Raw genomic sequence first — 22,897 nt, 5'->3', positions numbered from 1 at the left:
TAAAAAAGGTTCCTTATAAATAAGGAACCTTTTTCCTACTCTATCATGTAGAAAAAATATGTAATGAGAATGAATAATTAGGGGGGAGAACTTCTAATTATTCATTCTCACTTTAAATACTTTTCGAGCGATAACCCGCTGCGCGATCTGCTTTACGAAATTCTCGTTGGTAAAGAACTTCTTGTGTACTAGATAATGCGTTTTTTGCTTTATCACGTTTCTTTTTATCCATTACAAATCACCTCGTGTCCTAAAGTCACTATTTATCGTTTCCAAAGACATGGGGTGATATACGTATATATCAAAATGTTAATGGTTAATTATTATTTCTGAAAATTTAGATTATGCTTCTTTTAAGTGATGAGAATCTTGGAACGTTGTATCTCGCATTGTAGCAAGTGTATATTGATCTTTTGGAATTTCATATAAGTTATATACTTCTTCATTTGCGTTAATTTCATCATAAACGGCTTTTCTTGTTTCGTTTGCTAGATTTACATATTGTAATTTTTCTGCAGCTTTAATAGAACGAATATTTATTTTGCGAATACGCATAAAGATCGTTTCAATATCTAACTCGTAGAAAAGTTCGCTAAAAAATGAATCTTTTGCCAATTTATTGTAGCCTTTTCCGTGATAAGGTTTGCCAAGCCATGTTCCAAGGAATCCGGCTTTTTCTTGCACATCAAATAAAGTAATTGTTCCGATAGGGTTACCCCATTCATCTAAAATTGTGCGTGAAATTAATTCCCCACGCTCTTCAGCTTCAATCGTTTGTTTCGTTAAAAATAAATATTCCTCATAAGAATAAGCCTTTTGACGCACAAAAGGGAAGACAGCTGGATCCACCATTAACTCGTATAGAACGTGGCTGTCGTGTAAGTCGCGTTTTTTCAACATACTAACTCCTCCTCACACGAGGGTAGCATGACGAAAAAACACCCCACCCTCGAAATTTTTATATCAATCTTTAAAAAATTTCGGGGTGGGAATCGAACCCACTAGAACCAGTTTCTAACGCTGGTGGCGCACCATTTGCCTTCCCCATTCATCAATTTGAAAATGATAATCACGACACAAATTGATTATGGTTTCATTCAGTTTATAATCGTATAATACTTTATCTAGTCAAAAAAATAAACTAGTTTTTTTTATTTTTTTTGTAAATTATTTTTCCATCAATCATAGTTAGTACAGGCTTGGCTAAATAATGGAAAGGATGATGGGTCCAGAGCACAAGATCAGCGTCTTTTCCAGCCTCAATGCTTCCAATTCTATCCTCTAAACGTAAATTTCGCGCTGGAAATATAGTGATTCCTTCTAGTGCAGTTTTTTCGTCTAATCCTTCCCTTACTGCGACAGCAGCACAAACATTTAAATATTGAATGGGTGTATAGGGGTGATCTGTTGTGATGGAAACTTCCACTCCATTTTTTGATAATATATGGTAAGTATCCCATGTTTTATTTTTTAGTTCGATTTTAGAACGGCGTGTAAGCGTGGGGCCAACTGAAACCTTCAAATTGTGTTTTGAAAGTTCTTCAACAATAAAGTGTCCTTCTGTACAATGTTCAATACGTAAATCGAGATTGAACTCTGTTGCAAAGCGTAGAGCGGAACTAATATCATCTGCTCGGTGAGCGTGGATACGTACGGGTATTTCACGGCGTAATGCTTTTAAGATAGGAAGCATTCGGAAATCAGCTTCATGCCCGTAGTGCTGTGCTTCATAAAATGATTCCCGAAGTAATCCCATAATTCCCATACGCGTAATGGACTCTTTTGTGCCATTACTATGGACCTTTTTAGGATTTTCTCCAAAGGCAATCTTTAAACCAGCAGGTTCTTGGATAATCATATGATCAATACAAGTTCCAGCTGTTTTTATTACACAAGTCGTACCACCGATAATGTTTTGACTTCCTGGCATAACGTGAACAGTTGTAATTCCATTTTGTACCGCATCTTGAAATGCAATATCCAAAGGGTGGATTCCGTCTAAAGAACGGATATGTGGTGTTGAAACTTCAGACGTTTCATTTGCATCATTGCCAGCCCAACCAGTACCTTCATCATAGAGACCAAGATGGGTATGGACATCAATAAATCCAGGTAAGAGATGAAGAGCACGTGCGTCTATAACTGTCATATCTTGAGTAGGTTGAATGGAAGGCTTGACCTCAGCAATTTTTTCTCCTATAACGAGTACATCCCCTTGAAATTTTTGGGATGTAATAGGATAGACAATGGCTTGTTTGAGCAATATTTTCATAGGTACCTCATTTCTGTTACTTTATAATGTTAATGGAATGTAAGGGAAAGTAACTGAAAGATTATTTGTGTAATAATGCTCCGGATGCTAGAAAATAAAAGTTTTGAAAGGGCCCTCTGTAAAACTGTGTTGTAGAAGTACTACATTGTATGCGAAAGTATATTTTGTAATGCATGGTCTATTGACGGAAATGTGTATTGATACCCATACTCAATTGCTTTACTAGGTAATACATGTTGCCCTTCTAGTACAAGTATGCTCATCTCGCCTAATAAAGCACGAAGCATAAATGAAGGGACAGGTAACCAATGAGGTTTTTTTATTATAGTTGCAATGATTTCTCCAAATTCCTTCATTCTTATAGGATTAGGAGCTGTAATGTTAAGCGGTCCATCAATTTCTTCTTTGTGTATGATGAAATCAATCATGCGAACGACATCGTCTATATGAATCCATGATAACCATTGATTTCCAGATCCAACTGTACCTCCGATATAGAATTGATAGGGAAGTAGCATTTTTGGAAGGGCTCCTCCGTCTGGACCTAATACGACTCCGAATCTTGCGTAGATTGTCCGTATTCCGAGAGCACGTGCTTTAGATGCTTCTTGTTCCCATGAATATACTGTATTTGCTAAAAAGTCATTTCCAGGAGTCACATGCAGTTCTGTAAAAGACTCGGTTTCAGACGTTCCATAGTATCCAATTGCGCTTGCGTTAATAAATGTGTGTGGTTTTGTAGGGAGTGCCTGCAATTGTTTAATGAGTCCTTTTGTTGTTTGGATTCTACTGTTTAAAATGACTTTCTTTTGTTTCTTTGTCCATCTACTATTAATAGACTCTCCAGCTAGATTAATAACTACATCAATAGAAGAGAGGGGGAAGGTTTGTAAATCTGGTGTCCATTGTACATACTGAAGGTTAGGATCGGAAGTTTCTGCAGTTTTTTTTCGTGAGAGAATGTAAACAGTATATCCTTTTTGAATAAAAAAAGTAGAAAGGTATTTACCGATAAAGCCGGTACCACCAGAAATTGCGATTTTCACAAGTATTTCCTCCTCATTATATATATTCTTGAAAAGCAAAAACGTTCCTTAACTATGTTAAAATAATAGAGAGGTGAGAGTATGGCTGTCATTACAAAAATAGAAGTGCAAAAACGATCGAAAGAACGGTTTAATATTTATATCGATAAAGGTCAAGGTGAAGAATACGGATTTAGTGTGAACGAAGTAATCTTAATAAAGCACGGATTACAAAAGGGCTTAGAAATTGATGAAATAGCGTTAGGAAATATTTTGTACAATGAAGAGGTACAAAAAGCATATTTACAAGCAATCTCCTATTTATCCTATCAAATGAGAACGAAACTAGAAATAGAAGATTTTTTACGAAAAAAAGAAGTGGGACAAGCCATCATCTCTGAAGTCGTTTCGAAATTATTACATGACCGATATATTAATGATAAAGAGTATGCTATTTTATATACGAGAACGCAAAGTAATGTGAATCGAAAAGGTCCAACGGTTATTAAAAGAGAGTTGTTAAATAAAGGTGTTCAGGATCTAATTATTACGCATAGTTTACAAGAATATCCGAAGGAAAAGCAAATTGAGAATGCTTTAATTCTTATAGAAAAGAAGAAGAAATCTTATCAAAAGCATTCCTTTTTACAAATGAAGCTAAAGTTAGACGAAATGCTGGTTCGTAAAGGATATTCTAGAGATGTGATTCAAATTTGTTTAGAAGAATTGAAAGACGAAAAAGATGACGAAAAGCAACAAGAAGCGTTACACTATCATGGGAATAAATATTATGAGAAATATAAGAAGCATGATGGATGGACATTCGAAAATAAGATGAAACAAGCGTTATATCGCAAAGGATTCTCTATCGATGAAATAGAGGTATTTTTGCAAATGAAACGCGAAGAGGGATGAGGAGAATAAGATGAATATGCCAAAGCGCTACAGTGAAATGACACCATATGAGCTAAGGGAAGAAATTGGGCTTTTGAAAGAGCAAGCGATAAAAGCTGAGCAACTTGGAATTGTAAATGAGTTCGATGTATTAATGCGAAAGATAGCAATGGCTCGCGCTTATATGACTGACATAAACAAATTCCATATCGGTGAGACATATGAATTAGTAGAAGAACCTGGTATATTATTTGAAATTACGTATTTCAATGGGGTATTTGCTTGGGGACATAAGCAAAATGATAATGAAGAGATTGGAATACCGATTTCTTTATTGCAAGAAAAATAAAAACCAGAGAGCGAATATCTCTCTGGTTTTCATCTTTGGTAGGCGTTACAGGAGATAGGAGATTCTAAAATTGGCGTTTTTTACATTCATTCGCCAATATAATGAGAGACTGGGTTTGTTGCGTCTGTCCGTTAACTTGCGCTTTTGCATGTTTCGGACGAGTCCACGTATGGTTAAATAATTCAGAACGACTATCTAAGCGATCACGGTAGCTCATCTTTATCACCTCGTGTAGGAAGTTAAGTTACTTTGTTACTACTCTTCCTGCTGATTTGCAGCACGCATACGTTCTTGTGGGTGCGTGTTAATTGTGCCGTTAGGTCGTTTCGAAGCGAAGCGTGATTTCGCTTTCGGTTGACCGTCGATTTTGCTGTTGTTTTTTGACTCAGACCAAAATTCGGCTTGTTTACCCATTGCGAACGCCCTCCTCATCATCAGTTGATACCTCTTGAAGAAGTATCAATTATAGAATGTGCAAAATAGAAGAAACTATCCTTTAGAAATGAAGGGATAATTAGGTAAAGGAGACTAGAACATGAATGATATTTATGAAGCATTAACGAAAGAACTATTAGACAAAAATGACAAGCTTTCTTACGCACAAGCGCGTGCTTGGGTTGAATTACTGTGGGAAGATTTTCAAACGACTTATGCGAAATCAGGTCGTTATCAAGGAGAAGAAATGACTGAACAAGTTGTGCGATCATGGATTAATAATCATGGAGGACGCCTTCATGAAATGCGTACAAATAATCCGAAATATAGCCATTTAATCAATCAAGAAGATCATTTGAAACATTAAAAAAAGCGACTGAAGTCGCTTTTTTTAATGTGGAAGTAACTCCAGTTTTTTTCGAAGTTTTTCTTCACTAAAAATCCATCCTGTATAGGAACTAATAATATTTAAATTATGATCGAGTTGAACGATTGCAACGAATGGATAATAGTCTTTACTGCGATATCGCAAATCAATGAATCGAACTTCATAATAATGATCATAATCGAAAATGTCCCAGCGATATACAGGGGAGAAAGATAAAAATGCTGAGATGTTTTCATCTTGTTTAGCTGCGCGCATAATAGCATTATCTGGGAACGGTACCCGATCGAACTTATCATATACCATGATGTTACCACGATGCCATCTAGCAACGTAGTAATAATTGGTCGTAACGATTACTAAATGATAATGATAAAATCGATAAGAAGGAGAAATAATTATCTTCTCAACATGTTTGAAACGTTTTTGTACAACGCTTCTTATATTTCTATGCATCATAATCCGTCCGATATAGTAAACAATCATCAATATATACGCTGCTAAGGCAGTATACCCTTTATGGGAACCTACGAGCATACAAGCAATTGCGAGTATATGGATGAAGAAAATGACGGTATCGAATGTATTAATGATACCTAGCGCTACCCATTTTTTTGTGAAGGGTCGTAATGCCTGTGTACCGTAGGCATTGAAAATATCTACAAAGACATGAAGAAAGACGGCAATAAATGACCAAAGTAGTAGATGCAAATATGGAGCGTCTGAAAAGAAGGCGAAAGAGATGCCACTTATAAGGAATGACCAAAGAATCACTGCAGGAATGGAATGAGTAATCCCGCGATGATTTCTTATATATTTAGCGTTATTACGCAATTTTAAAACTGTATCGATATCAGGAATATTGGAACCAGCAATTGTAGCGAGCATAACTGCTTGTGGCCCAATATCACTTTGTGCTATGGCTGGATCTAACGTGGCCAAGCTGCCTAGAGTAACGCCCATAACAAGGTGAGTGGCTGTGTCCATAGAAATCCACCTCCGTTTTTTATTAATGTAACTCTTTTTATTCGATACCTCAAGTCCTTTGCCTTCTATTTCCTATGTCATCTTACTTAAATTTTTTCCTAAAATCTTTATAATAGTACTTATATGCAAAAAAATGAGGGGGATCAAGTTTGACACTTGAAATATTAAATAATTTTAACATAGAGCAGTTTCAAAATGATTTAATTGGTTGGTTTGAAAAAGAGCAACGCGACTTACCGTGGCGTAAAAATAAAGATCCATACCGTGTTTGGGTTTCGGAAATTATGTTGCAGCAAACTAGAGTGGAAGCTGTAAAACCATATTACGCGAATTTTATGGGGAAGTTTCCTACTCTAGAAGCTTTGGCAAATGCTGATGATGAAGAAGTGTTAAAAGCATGGGAAGGTTTAGGGTATTATTCTAGAGCAAGAAATTTACATGCGGCCGTAAAAGAAGTAAAAGAAGTATATGGCGGGATAGTACCAAGTGATGTAAAGAAAATTGAAAAATTAAAAGGAGTCGGCCCCTATACAAAAGGTGCTATTTTAAGTATTGCCTATGGTATACCAGAGCCGGCAGTTGATGGAAATGTAATGCGTGTATTGTCTCGCATTTTATCAGTATGGGATGACATTGCAAAACCAAAAACGAGAAAAGTGTTTGAAGAGATTGTGCGTGAAATTATTTCGGCAGAAAATCCATCTTATTTTAATCAAGGTTTGATGGAATTAGGAGCACTGATTTGTATTCCTAAAAATCCAGCATGCTTACTTTGTCCTGTACGTGAGCATTGCAGGGGATATGCTGAAGGTGTTCAAAAGGAATTACCAGTAAAAAGTAAAGCGAAAGCCCCTACGATGGTACCGATTGTTGCAGGAGTACTTCAAACGGAAGATGGCCGTTACGTCATTAATAAACGTCCAAGTACCGGTTTATTAGCCAATATGTGGGAGTTTCCGAATATTGAACTTGGCGAAGGGATTCGTAATCAGAAGGAACAGCTTATAGATTATATGAAAGAAAAATTTGAGCTTTCGATTTCTATTGAAGAATACGCAATGAATGTACAACATACGTTTACACATCGTACTTGGGATATATTCGTATTTTACGGAAAAGTAACTGGTGATATTGTTGAAACAGATACATTGAAATTTGTATCGAAAGAAGCATTTGAGCAGTTACCTTTCTCTAAATCGCATCGTACGATTTATGAGAGTTGTGTTGAGAAAATTACAATGCAATAAAGTGAAACTTTAATCAGTGGGGGGTTCTTCATCCCCCACTGATTATCAGCACTCACCAATCGGACTTTTATGGGCAGTTGATTCCCCACCTCACTTCTTTGATTTCGCTGCATTTTGAGGTGGGGGTCTTACTGCCCATTAAAGCGGGATAAACAAAAAAAGTGTTCCCAGGTTGGGAACACTTTTTTAATCGTAAGAAATTTTTGTCCCATGAGTCCAACTAGCATCACCTTCTTGTAAGCCGCCTCTTGATTCAATTTCTATTACAATTTCTTTGTAAATACTTTGACCTTCTGCATTTAAATACGGCAGAATCTGTTGTAATGAATGATGAAAATAAGCTAATTCATCTTCTTTCCATTCACTTTTTGAAACCATCGTTAGTTCAGTCATATCGCGTCCTATATACATATTTCCACCTCCATTTTCTATAGTTTGAATGAGTGACAAGAGATATATACGGAGATTAAAAAAAGAAAATCACGGATAGCTTCTAAGTGAATTGGTTACATTATTGGTTGTGGAGGTGAGAAAGATGAGTAAAAAACAACAAGGTTATAACAAGGCAACTTCTGGTGCTAGCATTCAAAGTACAAACGCTAGTTATGGTACAGAGTTTTCAACTGAAACAGATGTGCAAGCAGTAAAACAAGCAAACGCGCAATCAGAAGCAAAGAAAGCACAAGCTTCTGGTGCACAAAGTGCAAACGCTAGTTATGGTACTGAATTTGCAACTGAAACAGACGTGCATGCTGTGAAAAAACAAAATGCACAATCAGCTGCAAAACAATCACAATCTTCTAGTTCAAATCAGTAATGAAAGAAAAACACTTCTCTAATTCAGGAGAAGTGTTTTCTTTGTGCATGGGTCTTGGTAATGAAAATAAAGCGAACGACATAACTTCTAATAAGTCAACAAATGTAGTCAAAGGAGAAGGAAGTTAAAGATTAGAAATATGTAATGAGGAAATAATAACTGATAAATAAATCCAAAAGGGGGTAAGTAATGAACGATTTTGATAAGTTGGTAGGAGAGCAATTAGAAACGATGGATGAGTTGTTGAAGTTACAAGCTCACCTAGAGAAGTATCAGCAAATTGAGATGAGCGAAAAGGATACGTGCGATAAAAAGGAATTACATTTTATTCGCCAAGAAATATATAGAACAGAATTAGCACTCAAGTTATTGCATGAGAAATTTGAAGAGCAAACAAATAGTGTGATTCAATCTTTTGAAACTGAAAAAGTGATTTCAAATTTAGGATAAGATATATTGTTGCCTTTAGGTGAAAGGTCCTTCTGTACATGGAAATGAGGAAGGACTTTTTTTATCCCACTTTAATGGGCAGTAAGACCCCCACCTCAAAATTCAGCGAAAGCAAAGAAGTGAGGTGGGGGGCGGGCTGACCATAAAAGTCCGATTGGTGAGGGCTCATTAAAGTTTCACTTTATTCTCCTTTTCTCGTTTGGCCCCGTTCCCTAAGAAAGACTATGGATATGGTATTCAGTGTGAAATATAGAGTCTTATCGCTTTAGTTTTAAAATTTCGACAAAAAAGTTATAATAGAAAAAAAGTGAATGCAGTTCAAAGGGCATTTGCAGTTGAAGGAAGGGAGCATATATGGGATTTCCCAAAGAAGGAGAAAAAGTACAAATACATAGTTATAAACATAATGGCTCCATTCATAGAATGTGGGAAGAGACAACGATTTTAAAAGGGACACAAAGTCTTGTGATCGGAGCAAATGATCGTACAGTAGTGACAGAATCAGATGGCCGAACATGGATTACTCGTGAACCAGCAATTTGTTATTTTCATGCAAACTACTGGTTTAATGTGATTGGAATGTTAAGGGAAGAGGGCGTATATTATTATTGTAATTTAAGCTCACCTTTTGCATATGATTCTGAAGCGTTAAAGTATATTGATTATGATTTAGATATTAAAGTGTATCCAGATATGACATATACACTTTTAGATGAAGATGAATATGAAAAACATAGTCAAATTATGCAATATCCACCTGTAATTGATACGATTTTAAAACGAAATGTAGCACAACTAACACAATGGATTCATCAAAGAAAAGGGCCATTCGCACCAGACTTTGTAGATATGTGGTATGAGAGATATTTAATGTACAGAAATTAAAACAAACCTGCAGGGGATTTCCCCGCAGGTTTGTCCTATTAGAGGGGGGATTATGTGCAAGGTATAAAAAGATATTTGCAATTTGTTAAACCATATCGATGGCTTATTGCTATTACGATTATGATTGGTCTAGTTAAATTCGGCATCCCGCTCATTATGCCGTGGTTATTAAAGTATATTATTGATGATGTCATTCAGGGCGGAGGGTCACTTCAAGATAAGACGTCCCAACTAGTAACAGCGATTGGGATTGCTTTTTTTATTTTTGCAGTGTTAAGACCACCGATTGAATATTATCGTCAATATTTTGCGCAGCGTATCGCAAATACAATACTATATGATTTGCGAAAACATATTTTTGGTCATTTACAAAAGTTGAGTTTACGTTATTATTCGAATACAAAAACAGGGGAGATTATTTCGCGTGTCATTCATGATGTAGAACAAACGAAGGATTTTGTAATTACTGGTTTGATGAATGTTTGGTTAGACACGGCAACAATTGCTATTGCTATTATTGTTATGTTTTCTATGAATATAAAATTGACATTTGTTGCGCTATTAATTTTACCTATTTATGTAGTGGCAGTGAAATATTTTTTCGGGCGTCTTCGAAAATTGACGAAAGAGCGTTCACAAGCGTTAGCAACGATGCAAGGGTATTTACATGAACGTATTCAAGGGATGCAAGTGACACGTAGCTTTGCATTAGAAGAGTATGAAGGGAAGCAATTTGAAAAAAGAAATAATGAATTTTTGACGAAAGCGTTAACACATACGAGTTGGACGGCGAGAACATTTTCGGCAGTAAATACGTTAACAGATTTAGGGCCGTTACTCGTGATCGGTTTTGCGGCGTATGAAGTGATTCAGGGGCAGTTAACCTTAGGAACTATGGTTGCCTTTGTTGGATATATGGATAGTTTGTATAGTCCACTTCGCCGCCTTGTTAATTCCTCTACGACATTAACACAGTCTTTCGCATCGATGGATCGGGTGTTTGAACTGTTAGACGAAAAATACGATATTGTGAATGTACAAGGTGCGGTACAAACGAAAAAATTAAATGGTGAAGTGATATTTGATAATGTATCTTTTCGTTACAACTCGGATGAAAAAGAGGTATTACATAACCTTTCGTTAACTATATTGCCAGGAGAGAAGGTAGCACTTGTAGGAGCGAGTGGGGGAGGGAAGTCATCTCTTGCTAGTTTAATCCCGCGTTTCTATGATGTCTCTTCAGGCGCAGTTTATGTAGATGGGATAGATGTTAGAAAGTATGATATGAGAAATTTACGTAGTCATATTGGAATTGTACTGCAAGATAATTTGTTATTTAGCGATACAATCGGGGCAAATATTTTATATGGGAATCCGAAAGCTACAGAGGAAGAAGTAATTGCAGCTGCCAAAGCTGCGCAAATTCATGATTTTATTATTGAGTTACCTGATGGTTATGATACTGTCGTCGGGGAACGCGGTGTAAAGTTATCTGGTGGGCAAAGGCAACGTGTAGCGATTGCACGCGTGTTTTTAAAGAATCCATCGTTACTTATATTAGATGAAGCGACTTCCGCTTTGGATTTAGAAAATGAACGATATATTCAAGAGGCGCTTCAAACGTTAGCTGCTGATCGAACGACGATCATAATTGCACATCGATTGGCGACGATTACGCATGTGGATACGATTATTTACATTGAAGATGGTGAAATTAAAGAAACAGGATCTCATGAAGAATTAATGAAAAAAAGAGGATATTACCACAATTTATATCAACTTCAACATATAACAGAAACAGCTCCTTTAGCGTAAAAGGAGCTGTTTTTTATTCGTCTTCTTTTTTATCATCGATTTTGAGTTCTGCTTCTGGTTTATGGTATGTGTAGAAGCTATCCACAAGTAAATCTAAATGCTCTACTTCTTCACTATAGTTAATAATAGCAGAAATAAGAGGGAAGAGATGTAGCCATGTTTTATATGCCTCTTCATCATCCTTGTTTTGATATTCCATAAAGATATCAATTAATTCCTGTTTACCTGTTTCAACTTCATCAAGCATTTCAACAGATTGTTGTTTTTTTGCTTTACCAATAAATTTTAATAAAACTTGTTCATGATAATGTGTTAATGAATCAAGTTCGTTCTGAATAGATTCCTGGAATTCTTCTGGCATATAGCGCAGTTCGTTTTCAGTACGATGTAATGATTTTAACGTACTTAAAGCACGACTTGTCGTCGCTAACATTTGTCTGAATAAAACAAGCTTACGAATTTTTGCGAACTTTACTTTTTTCGTATAGCTTCTTTCTTCTTTATACAGCAAATAGTAATGGTTTAGTTTGATCATTTTTTCTTTCATACGATCAATATCAGTTTTTAATGTTGTAAAATCAGAAGCTTGCCTGCTATTCATTCGAATCCATTTTACAATTTCTTCTGTATTATCAACGATGCGATGATATAACTTTGTTTCGTATTTTGGCGGCATAAACACTAAATTTACAAGTGAAGCCGCAATAATTCCAACCATAATCGTCGCAAATCGAAGTAAGGCAAAACTAAAGAAATCTTCACCTTGATACTCCATAATAGCGATAACTGTTACTAAAGCAATTGATATTGTGTTTTCTAATCGTAATTGCAATGTAAGAGCAATTACTAATATACATGTTAATCCAATAATAAAAGGATTATGTCCAAAAGCAGTAGCGAATGCGATAGCGAATACCGCACCAATGACGTTTGCTTGAATTTGTTCAAGTGCAGTTAAATACGAACGGTATACAGACGGTTGAACAGCGAAGATAGCTGAGATTCCCGCAAATACTGGACTCGGTAAGTTAAGTAAAATACAAGCAAATAAAGCTAATGTGATGGCAATACCCGTTTTTAAAATGCGAGCACCAAGTTTCATACCCTTAATAAGATCCTTTCTCTTGTCATAATGAATGTACAACATGATACTATACATTCATTACAATATGTTAGCAAGTGATATTTTAGTGACGTTAATAAGAAATTAAGATTCATTTTATACTTTTTCCTAATTCTTTTTAAACATCAATTTTTAGTAAAAAAACCTGCTGAATTTCAGCAGGTTTCAAATTGTTACTATAGATTACTATGAGAAGTGTACTTCGTCAATTTTTTTCTTGAAGATGAAAATTAGGCGTATCACTCTGTTGAAATAGATGGATCAGCCTGCTCTTTTTTCGGGATGATTTCAAAAAACTGTTGCTGCATATCATCGAATAACGGTGTCAATAAAGCAACTTCCTCGTATTGCTCATGTTCATTTAATACACGGATATAATCTAGTAATAACTCGGTCACATCTTGCACACCATTTTTACTAAGTGGTTGTAATGTAACATTTGCTCCTTTTGCGATTCTTCTTTTTAAGGCATGTTCTGTTAAACCTAAGCTTGAATCATGGCGTAAATAAACAACACCGCCAGTCATACCAGCGCAAATCCATGGACCAGGATCTCCTAAAACAAGCGCGCGCCCATTTGTCATATATTCAAAAGCGAAACCTTTAATATTAGAGTATGCTCCTATATTCCCTTGTTCTTTTTCGCGGAGTGGCTTTATCATGCGTCCGCCAATTATCATGTCTGCTCCAGAGAGGCGAATGCCAGCGCGAGCATCAGCGTTACCTTGAACGTATAGCGCCCCTTTTTGTGCACCGTATCCAAAACCTTTTCCGACAGAACCGTTATAATATAGACCGTCTTTTCCTTTTGCTTTCGTTATATAAATACCACCACCAAAGGAAGTTTTACCAATACCATCTTGTGCGCCGCCGTTTACGTGTATAAATAAGTTCTCACTATTGTAAGCACCTAATCCATTTCCAGGAATCGAGCCATTCGTATACTTTAATGTAAGTGGTTCAAGCTTCGTGTCTTCATATAATTTACTACGAACACGATAACAAGATTCTAGACCACCCATAACGCGTTGCTCTACGCCAACGCCTACTAATTCTTTTGAATGAGGAGAATGAATTGTTTCAAATTGTTTTTCTAGTACGTGTTCTGTTTTTGTACCAGATGGATGTTCTATCGTTTGTAGTAAATTACATAAGTTTAATAATTTTTTGCCTCGAACTTGTTCTAATAAATCGGAACGCCCGACAATTTCTTGTAAATTTGTATAGCCGAGATTTCCTGTTAATCGTTTTAGTTCTTCGCCAAAAGTAGTGAATAAATGTAATAATCCAGCCACGGCGCTTTCTAATTCACGCGGGACGAAGCGGCGTAATCCGTGTTCTTTCGCTTGAGCTTCAGATTCAATCTGTGTTGCGATTCCAACGTGGCAAGTATCTAGATGACATCCGCGGCAAGTTGTACAGCCAATTGCAATCATGGATAATGTACCAAATCCAATGCGGTTTGCTCCAAGGAGCATAATTTTCAAGGCATCATTCACACTTCGAATACCACCATCAGCCCAAATTTCTACTTTATGTCTCATATTTGCTTCTAATAAAGCATTGTGAGCGGCTTTCACACCAATTTCTACAGGAAGCCCTACATGTTGCAATGCGTGAATACGTGCGGCACCTGTACCACCATCAAATCCGCTAATGTTAATAAAATCAGCACCAGCTTTTGCGATACCGACAGCAATTGTTCCAATGTTAGGGACGACAGGAACTTTTACAGCTACTTTCGCAAGCTGATTAGCCGTTTTAATTTCTGTAATCATTTGAGCCAAATCTTCAATGGAATAAATATCATGGTTGTTAGAAGGTGAAATTAAATCAGAGCCAATTGTAGCATTACGCGCTTCGGCGATTTTGGCTGTTACTTTTGAACCTGGCAAATGTCCACCTTCACCAGGCTTGGCACCTTGCCCAATTTTTATTTCAATTAAGTTTGATGAATTGAGTAGTTCGGCGTTTACGCCAAATCGTCCGGACGCGATTTGTTGTCCACGTGTATGTGGATATTTTCCAATCATATCTTTAATTTCGCCGCCTTCACCGTTCAAACTAATCATATTTAGCTGATCGGCTGCTTCTGCATATGCACGAAAGGCAATTTCATTTTGAGAACCGAATGACATGGAACTAATAATAAATGGTAAATCATGATTTTGAATACTGATGGACACTTCTTCAGCCGGAACGACATGTTTTGTTTCTTTCGTTTGAACAAGATGTCTAATTGCGATTGGGTTATTTTCTTCTAATTCACTTAATTTTTCACGGTAATCATCATAAGAGTTTCCCTTTGCAACATCGCCGATTGCTTTCCAAATTCGTGGGAATATATGAAAAGATTTTCGCATTCTAACTTTAGGATTGTTATAATCGTTCGCTCGCATTTGTGCATCTTCAGCAAGTGATTCAAGAGAAAAAGCTAAATCATTTGAACCTAAGAAATTTGTAATTTGCAATATATTTGCGATTTCTTCATGTAACCCGATAGAAGAATAGAGGCGACCGTAACCACGCAATTCATGAATTCCAATTGTTGAAATAACTTTTTCCAGTCCTTTATTAAGTGCATGATATAAATTCGTAATTGGTGTTTTTGTCCCATCATTTACGGTTGCAAATAGTAAATATGGATTGATACTATCTGCTCCTAATCCATACAGTGTGACGATATCGTGTAAGGAGCGAAGGGCACCCGAACGTATAACGAGAGAGCAGTTTCGGCGTAATTTATTTTCGCTTAATACTTGATGTACTTTCGCGGTAACTAAATGCGGATCAATCCATAATCGTCCATTTAGGTGAGCATCAGCATCGTCTATTAATAATAGGGAAGCTCCATCGTTCACGGCTGTTATCGCTTCAGAGCTAATTCGACTTAAGGCATATTGTAAAGTTTCTGCCTGACTGAATGTAGCAGAGATTGTAGCGATAGAGCTATGAGTATTGAATAGTTGTATAAGTTGCTCGTACGTAATTGTGTGTAATTCTTCTACAATAGATTGTGCTACACTTCCTTCTAAAATGATTGGGGAAAGCATCTCAACTACAAATGGCTGTTTAGCATCAGCCGATAAACTTGGACGTTTGCCAAGTATCGTTCGTGTGGAGAAGTGTTCAACTTCTCGATCGCGATCGATTGCTGGATTTGTAACAACAGCTACACTTTCCTTAATGAAGTCAGCGATATTTCGTCTATCAGTATCAAGTGCAGCGAGTGGTGAGTCATGCCCAAGTGAGCGAATTGGTTCAACACCTTTTGTTGCCATCTGTTCAAGAAGCTGAATATGTTCACGATCCCATCCGAAAGCAACGTATTGTTTTGTGTCAACTTGCATAGAATCACATAATCCTTGGATTTCTTTCGTTTCAGGGGTAGATAAGTTTAAATGATAATCTTTAGTATCCACTCGTTTTTTAAAACGGTCATATACTTGAGCTTGGTATTTGTCATATTCATAAAGAACAAGCTCATCTTGTTCATTCCACTTTAGTCCGACTTTTTCCCCTGGAGCGAGTGGTTTTGGTTCTGCTACATATTCAGTTGGGGATACAACTCCAGGTTCAGAAGAGAAAATATAAGAGCTTTCTGTCTCTACTTTCCATACTGGTCGTAGCCCGAGGGAATCCACGCTGAAAACAGCTTCATCTTTATAACGTGAAATAATGCCAGCTGGACCTTGTGCAAAATGGCCCCATGCTTCACGTATATACGTATATAAATCTTGTAAATGTGGTTCATAAAGTTTAATTTCACTAATAATTGGCGGGAATAGTATATCCATTGCTTCAAATAAACTGTAGTTGTATTGAACAAGTAGAGTTTCTAAGGTGCGGTTTAAATCTTGGGAGTCACTGCCCCCAGCAGTAAGTGGAACGTGAATCATTTCAGCTTGATCGCGTAATTTTGCAATTGTGTTAATTTCACCATTATGTCCGAGGATACTAAATGGTTGTACACGAAAGAAGTTAGATAATGTATTAGTAGAATAGCGATTATGTCCTAGTGTCATAGTTGAAGCAATAAGTGGGTGTTGTAAATCATTGTAATAGGCAACAAGTGTATCCCCAGCACCGAGAACTTTATATACAACGTGATCACGACTTAAGGAAGCAACATGAATCGCTTCATTTTCTTCTATTTTTATCGTTACTGTAAATAATGTTTGCTCAATATTTGCAACTTCATTTTCTGCGATAAGAGCAACTTGCCAAAATAAAGGTTCTTCTTGTTTACCAAGTGGACCGAGTGCATCGGAGTTTATTACATCATCACTTTCGAAAAGAATTGCAAAGTTTTCGTTGTTTAGTTGTGTACGAATATGATTTTTTAAATTAACTATATTTTCGTTTTTGTTTAGAAAAAAATGTCCAACGATAAAGTGGGGATGATCCACAATCGTTGGATTATATCCGCTACTTTTTAATTTTTCATTCCAAAGTGATTTTGGTACATCAATGTGAATACCGATTCCATCGCCTTCGCCATTAATGAAACCAGCTCTATGATTCATTTTGACGAGCGATTGTATGCAAAGGTCAATATTTTCTTTTGTAGGAATTTTTCGTTTCTCCATAACGGAAACGATTCCACACGCATCGTGTTCCGCATTTTTGTAATCTCGAAATAAAGACGGTGTCCATGTGTTTGTTTTATTGAGCATCCGTCAATCCCCCCTCTTATGAAAGTTTGAATAATCTTACTATTTGAGGCGTGAGCAGCCTTGTATACAAAGATAGTAAGGATATAAAATAAAATTAAGCAGATAATTATGAATAATTATACTATTAATGAGGAATTTATGAAATAGAAAAAAGGAAAAAAGAAAGGTGTGCTTTCTTTTTTCCTTTTAATGGCGGGATTATTTATTGTTTGCTAAAGCAGCAAATGCTCTACCTACAGCTTCAATTGTATATTCAATATCTTCTTTTGTATGTTCTGTCGTTAAGAACCATGCCTCGTATTTAGAAGGTGCTAAGTTAATTCCTTCTTGCAGCATAAGCTTGAAGAATTTACCGAACATTTCTCCGTCTGTATCTTGTGCTGCATCGTAATCTTCAATTGTATTTGTTGTGAAGTATACAGTTAAAGCACCTTTTAGGCGGTTTAATGTAATATCGATATTATGTTTTTCAGCCTGCTCTAAAATTCCTTTTTCAAGCATTGCACCAAGTTCATCTAATTTTTCATAAAGCCCTTCTTGTTGAAGAACTTCTAGACAAGCAATACCAGATGCCATAGAAGCAGGATTTCCTGCCATTGTACCAGCTTGATATGCAGGTCCAAGAGGGGCAACTTGTTCCATAATTTCTTTCTTACCACCGTAAGCACCGATTGGAAGTCCGCCGCCAATAACTTTACCAAGCGCTGTTAAGTCTGGTGTTACGCCAAGTAAGTCTTGAGCACCACCGTACATGAAGCGGAAAGCAGTAATAACTTCATCATAAATTACTAGTGCACCAGCTTCGTGAACAAGTTCATTCACTTTCTCAAGGAAGCCAGGTTTTGGCTCTACAATACCGAAGTTTCCAACGATTGGTTCTACAAGAATAGCTGCTACTTCATGTCCCCATTTATCTAATGCTTCTTTTAAAGTTTCTACATTATTAAATGGAACGGTAATAACTTCTTGAGCGATACTTTGTGGTACACCCGCTGAGTCAGGAGTTCCTAGTGTAGAAGGGCCAGATCCAGCTGCTACAAGTACTAAATCAGAATGACCGTGGTAACAACCAGCGAATTTCATAATTTTTGTGCGGCCTGTGTAAGCGCGAGCGACACGAATTGTTGTCATTACAGCTTCAGTACCAGAGTTTACGAAGCGGACTTTATCTAATGCAGGCATTGCTTCTTTTAACATTTTTGCAAATTTTACTTCTAGCGCTGTTGGAGTTCCGTAAAGTACACCATTTTCAGCAGCTGTTGTAATTGCTTTTGTAATGTGCGGGTGAGCATGTCCAGTAATAATAGGACCGTATGCTGCTAAATAATCGATATATTTATTTCCGTCTACATCCCAGAAATAAGCACCTTTTCCACGTTCCATAGCAACAGGAGCGCCGCCACCAACTGCTTTAAAAGAACGAGAAGGACTATTAACACCGCCAACGATATGTTCTAAAGCTTCTTTATGTAATGCTTCTGATTTTGTGAATTTCACTACCATTCATCTCCTTACAAAAATCTATGTATTATTCTAACATGTTTTTCGAAAAGACGTATTGTTTGTGATAGAGAAGGCAGTTGGGTAAACTATTCGTTGTGACATTTAGGAAGGGGGTCCGGTTATGAAATCGGTAATTGAGGTACAAGGGTTACGTAAAGAATTTACAGCCTATTCAAGTCGTCCAGGTTTAAAGGGTGCATTTCGCGATTTATTAAATCGTAATTATAAAATAGTACCAGCAGTAAATGATGTATCTTTTACTGTGAAACAAGGTGAAATGGTTGGATATATCGGTGAGAATGGTGCTGGTAAATCAACGACAATTAAAATGCTTACGGGGATTTTGACTCCGACATCAGGAGACATTTTAGTAAACGGGATGAACCCGCATAAGCAGAGGGAAGAATTTGTAAGAACGATTGGTGTTGTTTTCGGACAACGCTCACAGCTTTGGTGGGATATTGCGGTACAAGAATCGTTTCGTTTATTAAAAAAAGTGTACGGTGTATCAGACGCTCAGTATAAAGAACATATGGAGCACGTGATCGAAACGTTAGATATTGGTCCTTTATTAGATAAGCCAGTTCGAAAGCTATCTTTAGGTCAAAGAATGCGTTGTGAATTAGCGGCAGCATTAATTCATAATCCGCCGTTATTATTTTTAGATGAACCAACAATTGGGTTAGATGTACTTGTGAAATTGAAAATACGTGAATTTTTAAAAGAAATGAATGAACGTTATAAAACAACGATTTTATTAACAACTCATGATATTACTGATATTGAAGCTTTATGTGAGCGCGTTATCATGCTGGATGAAGGCAATATTATGTATGACGGTTCTTTAAATAATCTTCGTACGCAGTGGGGAGCAGAGAAAGAAATACATTTTCAGTTTGTCGCACCAGTTTCTTATCAGGATTTATCAATGGTTATGCCAGATAGTCATGTCGTTTGGTCGAAAGCGAAAGAGGAAAACGCGTGGATTGCCAAAATACCGAATGAAGAAGTTATTATTTCAATGCTTATTTCTAAAGTAGTACAAGCCTTTCAAATTAAAGATTTAAAAATTAACGAAGTGTCTACAGAGGAAATTATTCGTAACATTTATGAGGAAGGTATTAAACATGGGTAAGTACATTGAAATGATTCGAATTCGCTTTTTAATGATGCTTGCGTATCGTACAAACTACTATAGCGGGATTTTAATTTATACAATTAATATCGGCGCATATTATTTTTTGTGGCAAGCAATTTATAGCGGAAAAGAGAATATTGAAAGTTTATCTATTTCGCAAATGACTACGTATATCGCAATTGCGTGGATGGCACGTGCTTTTTATTTTAATAATATAGACAGGGAAATTGCGATGGAGATTCAAGAAGGACGTGTAGCGGTAGAACTGATACGTCCATATAACTATTTAGGGATGAAAGTGATGCAAGGTCTTGGTGAAGGAATATTTCGCTTTGCCTTCTTTTCAATTCCGGGTATGGTCATCGTTACCTTATTATTTTCATTGCAAATTACAACGAACTTTCAAACGTGGTTATATTTCTTCTTATCTTTAATATTTAGTTTTATTATTAATACACAAATTAATTTAATGACGGGAATGCTCACATTCTTCTTATTTAATAATAGCGGAATTATGTATGCAAAACGTGTTGTTATTGATTTGTTTTCAGGTCTATTATTACCAATTAGTTTTTATCCGTTATGGGCCCAAAAGGCAATGATGTTTTTACCGTTTCAGGCTATTAGTTATATTCCGAGTATGATTTTCTCAGAAGGTATACAAGGAAGTAAATTGTATGAGGCATTATTATTCCAAGTAATTTGGGCCATTGTACTTATTATTCCGATTGTACTCATGTGGAGAACGGCGAGAAAACGTCTAATTGTACAAGGGGGATGATGAGATGATATATATAAAACTATTTTTGCAATATGCAAGTCAATATATAAAAACAAAATTGGAGTATCGGGGCGATTTTATCGTTGGGTTACTTTCTGATTTATCACTACAGGCTGTTAATTTAATCTTTATTCTTGTTGTGTTTGGACATACGCAAGCATTAAAAGGTTGGAGTAGAGAAGAAGTCATCTTTATTTATGGTTTCTTTTTAGTGCCGTTTGCCATTTTCTCAGCTTTCTTTAACATATGGGACTTTAATGATCGTTACATTATTAAAGGAGAAATGGATCGCATATTAACGAGACCGATTCATAGTTTATTTCAAATTATTTTAGAAAGAATGGAGCTTGAATCTTTAATTGGAGCGATTACGGGAATGATTGTAATGGGCTACGCAGCAGTGGAGTTGCAATTATCTTTTTACTGGTACGATATCTTCTTATTCTTGTTGATGGTAGGAGGGGGCGCACTTGTATACGGAGGGATATTTGTTACGCTTGCAAGTCTTGGTTTTTGGTCGGACGCGAAAAGTTCGATTATGCCGCTAATGTATAACATAGGGAATTATGGCCGCTATCCTGTTAATATTTATAACCGTGTGATTCGCTTCATTTTAACGTTTGTCCTACCATTTGCGTTTGTCGGAGTGTATCCAGCAGCGTACTTTTTAAGAAAAACAGAGTGGAATAGCTATGCATTTGCAACACCGCTCGTTGGTGTTATCTGTTTTACGATTGCAATTACTCTTTGGAATCAAGGGGTAAAAAGGTACCGTGGTGCAGGGAATTAATTATAAAAGCTTGTTTGTTTCTAAGGGATAAATCTAATGGCTGTCTCATACATATAAAATGAGGTGGAGGACATGTTATGGGGATTTATTCTATTAATTGCAGCAATTGCTATTTTGAGGAGTGTCCAATTATTATGGAGTTCCTATTCGGATTCAACGCGTTTTTTTTCGCTGTATAATTTAGCTACATTATTTTTGATTTATACAACAGTATTGATTGCATTTGGATTAAGTTACGTTGTATTAGAGGAAATGGGTTTTGCAGTTTTGAAAGAGGATGGAGAAAGCTTAAACGCTCACTCTTTTCAACTGGTTGAAATTTGTTTATATTTTAGCGCAGTTACTTTATTGTCTGTTGGATATGGTGACATATCTCCGATTGGAATTGGGCGATGGATTGCGATTGGAGAAGCGCTAATTGGATATACATTACCGTTTGCTTTCGTAATGAGGTCTGTAACAGACAATGAAAAATAAGGAAGCATTTGTTATAGTAAAAGAAAAGAGTAGGAGTGATAACAATGATCACAGTAGGAGAAATGGCTCCAGAATTTACATTAGAGGGAAGTAACGGGGAACAAGTTCGCTTGGCTGATTTTCGTGGTAAAAATGTAGTTCTATATTTTTATCCGAAAGATATGACTCCAGGGTGTACAACTGAAGCATGTGATTTTCGAGATGCATATGGATTATTTCAAGAGAAGGACACAGTTATTCTTGGTGTAAGCCCTGATTCAGCGAACAGACATCTGAAGTTCATTGAGAAGCATGAACTTCCATTTGTACTTTTAGTAGATGAAGATCATAAGGTAGCGGAATTGTATGATGTTTGGAAGTTGAAAAAGAACTTTGGGAAAGAGTACATGGGAATTGAGCGCTCTACATTCCTTATTAATAGAGACGGTGAGCTTGTAAAAGAGTGGCGTAAAGTGAAAGTGAAGGGACATATTGAAGATGTTCTTTCTTATATAAAGTAAATCCATTGTGGAGATAAAATATATAGAAGTAAGGCGAGTGTCTATACATATTTTATTGTCTTACATAAAGTGAAGTGTAGGGCATACCTCCTCAGATGATAGTATTCCAAGTGCGATTATGTCGCACTTTTTTTCTATTGTAAATGCATAAAAAATAGGGAAAGATACATAAGAATAAGGCTATATACAAAAATAAACCACATACTTATAGTAGAAATATTGACGATTTATAAGAAAAGGAGTACACTCTTTATAAGAATTATAAAATAATAATCCGTATAGAATCGGGGTGCATGACGGTGGTCAAAGAAGAATTAAAAGAAGCGCTAGAAATGCTGAAAAATACGG

Annotated in this window: 25 protein-coding genes (1 of these 25 cut by a window edge); 14 read left to right on the top strand and 11 right to left on the bottom strand. The window is 36.4% G+C overall.

The features are described from left to right. Positions 1-112: 112 nt before the first annotated feature. The 4 genes from QCI73_RS25040 to QCI73_RS25025 form a co-directional block, all read right to left on the bottom strand. Complete coding sequence (locus QCI73_RS25040; protein WP_000358480.1) at positions 113-232, bottom strand: YfhE family protein; 120 nt, start codon at positions 230-232, stop codon at positions 113-115. Between the two features lie 110 nt (positions 233-342). Next, complete coding sequence (locus QCI73_RS25035) at positions 343-900, bottom strand: GNAT family N-acetyltransferase (RefSeq protein ID WP_000914738.1); 558 nt, start codon at positions 898-900, stop codon at positions 343-345. A 241-nt stretch (positions 901-1,141) separates the two neighbouring features. Then, entirely contained in the window at positions 1,142-2,272 is a 1,131-nt protein-coding gene (locus QCI73_RS25030; protein ID WP_000698303.1) for an amidohydrolase, read from the bottom strand. A gap of 140 nt (positions 2,273-2,412) precedes the next feature. Beyond that, a complete protein-coding gene (locus QCI73_RS25025) occupies positions 2,413-3,318 on the bottom strand; it encodes a TIGR01777 family oxidoreductase (RefSeq protein ID WP_353823958.1) in 906 nt (301 codons plus the stop codon). Between the two features lie 81 nt (positions 3,319-3,399). Here QCI73_RS25025 and recX point away from each other — a divergent pair, with 81 nt between their 5' ends. Further along, entirely contained in the window at positions 3,400-4,212 is an 813-nt protein-coding gene (gene recX, locus QCI73_RS25020) for a recombination regulator RecX (RefSeq protein ID WP_000268519.1), read from the top strand. 10 nt (positions 4,213-4,222) lie between these two features. Further along, positions 4,223-4,540: a YfhH family protein gene (locus QCI73_RS25015; protein ID WP_001057032.1), complete on the top strand. Its 318-nt coding sequence runs from the start codon at positions 4,223-4,225 to the stop codon at positions 4,538-4,540. 64 nt (positions 4,541-4,604) lie between these two features. On the opposite strand, the gene QCI73_RS25010 is transcribed toward QCI73_RS25015, so the two are convergent. Next, positions 4,605-4,757 carry a YpzG family protein gene (locus QCI73_RS25010; protein WP_000122093.1) on the bottom strand — a complete coding sequence of 51 codons (153 nt, stop codon included), beginning with the start codon at positions 4,755-4,757 and terminating at the stop codon, positions 4,605-4,607. Positions 4,758-4,795: 38 nt separating this feature from the next. Further along, a complete protein-coding gene (locus QCI73_RS25005) occupies positions 4,796-4,954 on the bottom strand; it encodes a small, acid-soluble spore protein K (RefSeq protein ID WP_000517891.1) in 159 nt (52 codons plus the stop codon). Positions 4,955-5,075: 121 nt separating this feature from the next. Here QCI73_RS25005 and QCI73_RS25000 point away from each other — a divergent pair, with 121 nt between their 5' ends. Continuing rightward, entirely contained in the window at positions 5,076-5,342 is a 267-nt protein-coding gene (locus tag QCI73_RS25000; RefSeq protein WP_000998157.1) for a YfhJ family protein, read from the top strand. 24 nt (positions 5,343-5,366) lie between these two features. Here the strand turns inward: QCI73_RS25000 and QCI73_RS24995 are convergent, their stop codons facing one another. Then, positions 5,367-6,347 carry a metal-dependent hydrolase gene (locus QCI73_RS24995; RefSeq protein ID WP_353823957.1) on the bottom strand — a complete coding sequence of 327 codons (981 nt, stop codon included), beginning with the start codon at positions 6,345-6,347 and terminating at the stop codon, positions 5,367-5,369. Positions 6,348-6,496: 149 nt separating this feature from the next. Between QCI73_RS24995 and mutY the strand changes: the two genes are divergently transcribed. Next, on the top strand, positions 6,497-7,594 hold the full coding sequence (gene mutY / locus QCI73_RS24990; RefSeq protein ID WP_000171401.1) for an A/G-specific adenine glycosylase: 1,098 nt from the start codon (positions 6,497-6,499) through the stop codon (positions 7,592-7,594). A gap of 186 nt (positions 7,595-7,780) precedes the next feature. Here mutY and QCI73_RS24985 read toward each other — a convergent pair whose 3' ends face one another. After that, on the bottom strand, positions 7,781-8,005 hold the full coding sequence (locus tag QCI73_RS24985; RefSeq protein WP_017561098.1) for a hypothetical protein: 225 nt from the start codon (positions 8,003-8,005) through the stop codon (positions 7,781-7,783). A 124-nt stretch (positions 8,006-8,129) separates the two neighbouring features. On the opposite strand from QCI73_RS24985, the gene QCI73_RS24980 reads away from it, so the two are divergent. From QCI73_RS24980 to QCI73_RS24965, 4 genes are all read left to right on the top strand, one after another. Next, the gene (locus QCI73_RS24980) at positions 8,130-8,411 is read left to right on the top strand and encodes a gamma-type small acid-soluble spore protein (RefSeq protein WP_000039045.1); all 282 of its coding nucleotides are present in this window, start codon (positions 8,130-8,132) and stop codon (positions 8,409-8,411) included. A 189-nt stretch (positions 8,412-8,600) separates the two neighbouring features. Then, positions 8,601-8,861 (top strand): YgaB family protein, encoded by a 261-nt coding sequence (locus tag QCI73_RS24975; protein WP_327923727.1) that lies wholly within the window; start codon positions 8,601-8,603, stop codon positions 8,859-8,861. 354 nt (positions 8,862-9,215) lie between these two features. Beyond that, positions 9,216-9,746: a nucleoside tri-diphosphate phosphatase gene (gene ntdP, locus QCI73_RS24970; RefSeq protein ID WP_000506628.1), complete on the top strand. Its 531-nt coding sequence runs from the start codon at positions 9,216-9,218 to the stop codon at positions 9,744-9,746. A gap of 54 nt (positions 9,747-9,800) precedes the next feature. Next, complete coding sequence (locus QCI73_RS24965) at positions 9,801-11,561, top strand: ABC transporter ATP-binding protein (RefSeq protein WP_044790792.1); 1,761 nt, start codon at positions 9,801-9,803, stop codon at positions 11,559-11,561. Positions 11,562-11,574: 13 nt separating this feature from the next. Here QCI73_RS24965 and QCI73_RS24960 read toward each other — a convergent pair whose 3' ends face one another. The 3 genes from QCI73_RS24960 to hemL all read right to left on the bottom strand — a co-directional run bounded on the left by QCI73_RS24960 (position 11,575) and on the right by hemL (position 18,863). Continuing rightward, entirely contained in the window at positions 11,575-12,663 is a 1,089-nt protein-coding gene (locus QCI73_RS24960) for an aromatic acid exporter family protein (protein WP_000765784.1), read from the bottom strand. 260 nt (positions 12,664-12,923) lie between these two features. Then, positions 12,924-17,360: a glutamate synthase-related protein gene (locus QCI73_RS24955; protein WP_353823956.1), complete on the bottom strand. Its 4,437-nt coding sequence runs from the start codon at positions 17,358-17,360 to the stop codon at positions 12,924-12,926. A 198-nt stretch (positions 17,361-17,558) separates the two neighbouring features. Further along, on the bottom strand, positions 17,559-18,863 hold the full coding sequence (hemL, locus tag QCI73_RS24950) for a glutamate-1-semialdehyde-2,1-aminomutase (protein ID WP_000260535.1): 1,305 nt from the start codon (positions 18,861-18,863) through the stop codon (positions 17,559-17,561). A gap of 121 nt (positions 18,864-18,984) precedes the next feature. Here hemL and QCI73_RS24945 point away from each other — a divergent pair, with 121 nt between their 5' ends. From QCI73_RS24945 to perR, 6 genes are all read left to right on the top strand, one after another. After that, positions 18,985-19,998: an ABC transporter ATP-binding protein gene (locus QCI73_RS24945; RefSeq protein ID WP_000843646.1), complete on the top strand. Its 1,014-nt coding sequence runs from the start codon at positions 18,985-18,987 to the stop codon at positions 19,996-19,998. Beyond that, the gene (locus QCI73_RS24940) at positions 19,991-20,782 is read left to right on the top strand and encodes an ABC transporter permease (RefSeq protein ID WP_000521517.1); all 792 of its coding nucleotides are present in this window, start codon (positions 19,991-19,993) and stop codon (positions 20,780-20,782) included. Before QCI73_RS24945 ends, QCI73_RS24940 begins: the two co-directional genes overlap by 8 nt. Positions 20,783-20,786: 4 nt before the next feature. Continuing rightward, complete coding sequence (locus QCI73_RS24935) at positions 20,787-21,572, top strand: ABC transporter permease (RefSeq protein ID WP_000639354.1); 786 nt, start codon at positions 20,787-20,789, stop codon at positions 21,570-21,572. A 72-nt stretch (positions 21,573-21,644) separates the two neighbouring features. Continuing rightward, positions 21,645-22,049, top strand: coding sequence for a potassium channel family protein (locus QCI73_RS24930; protein WP_000964351.1), 405 nt, complete (start codon positions 21,645-21,647; stop codon positions 22,047-22,049). A gap of 44 nt (positions 22,050-22,093) precedes the next feature. Further along, on the top strand, positions 22,094-22,549 hold the full coding sequence (bcp, locus tag QCI73_RS24925) for a thioredoxin-dependent thiol peroxidase (protein ID WP_353823955.1): 456 nt from the start codon (positions 22,094-22,096) through the stop codon (positions 22,547-22,549). 299 nt (positions 22,550-22,848) lie between these two features. Continuing rightward, positions 22,849-22,897, top strand: partial view of a peroxide-responsive transcriptional repressor PerR gene (perR, locus tag QCI73_RS24920; protein WP_000237834.1) — the beginning only. Its footprint extends 380 nt past the window's final position; only the first 49 of its 429 coding nucleotides appear in the window; the start codon lies at positions 22,849-22,851; its stop codon lies beyond the right edge, outside the window.

Source organism: Bacillus cereus group sp. MG16 (assembly GCF_040459875.1).
Classification (GTDB): domain Bacteria; phylum Bacillota; class Bacilli; order Bacillales; family Bacillaceae_G; genus Bacillus_A; species Bacillus_A paranthracis.
The sequence above is the reverse complement of the archived record's forward strand: the minus strand, read 5'-3'. Positions and strand labels throughout refer to the sequence as shown.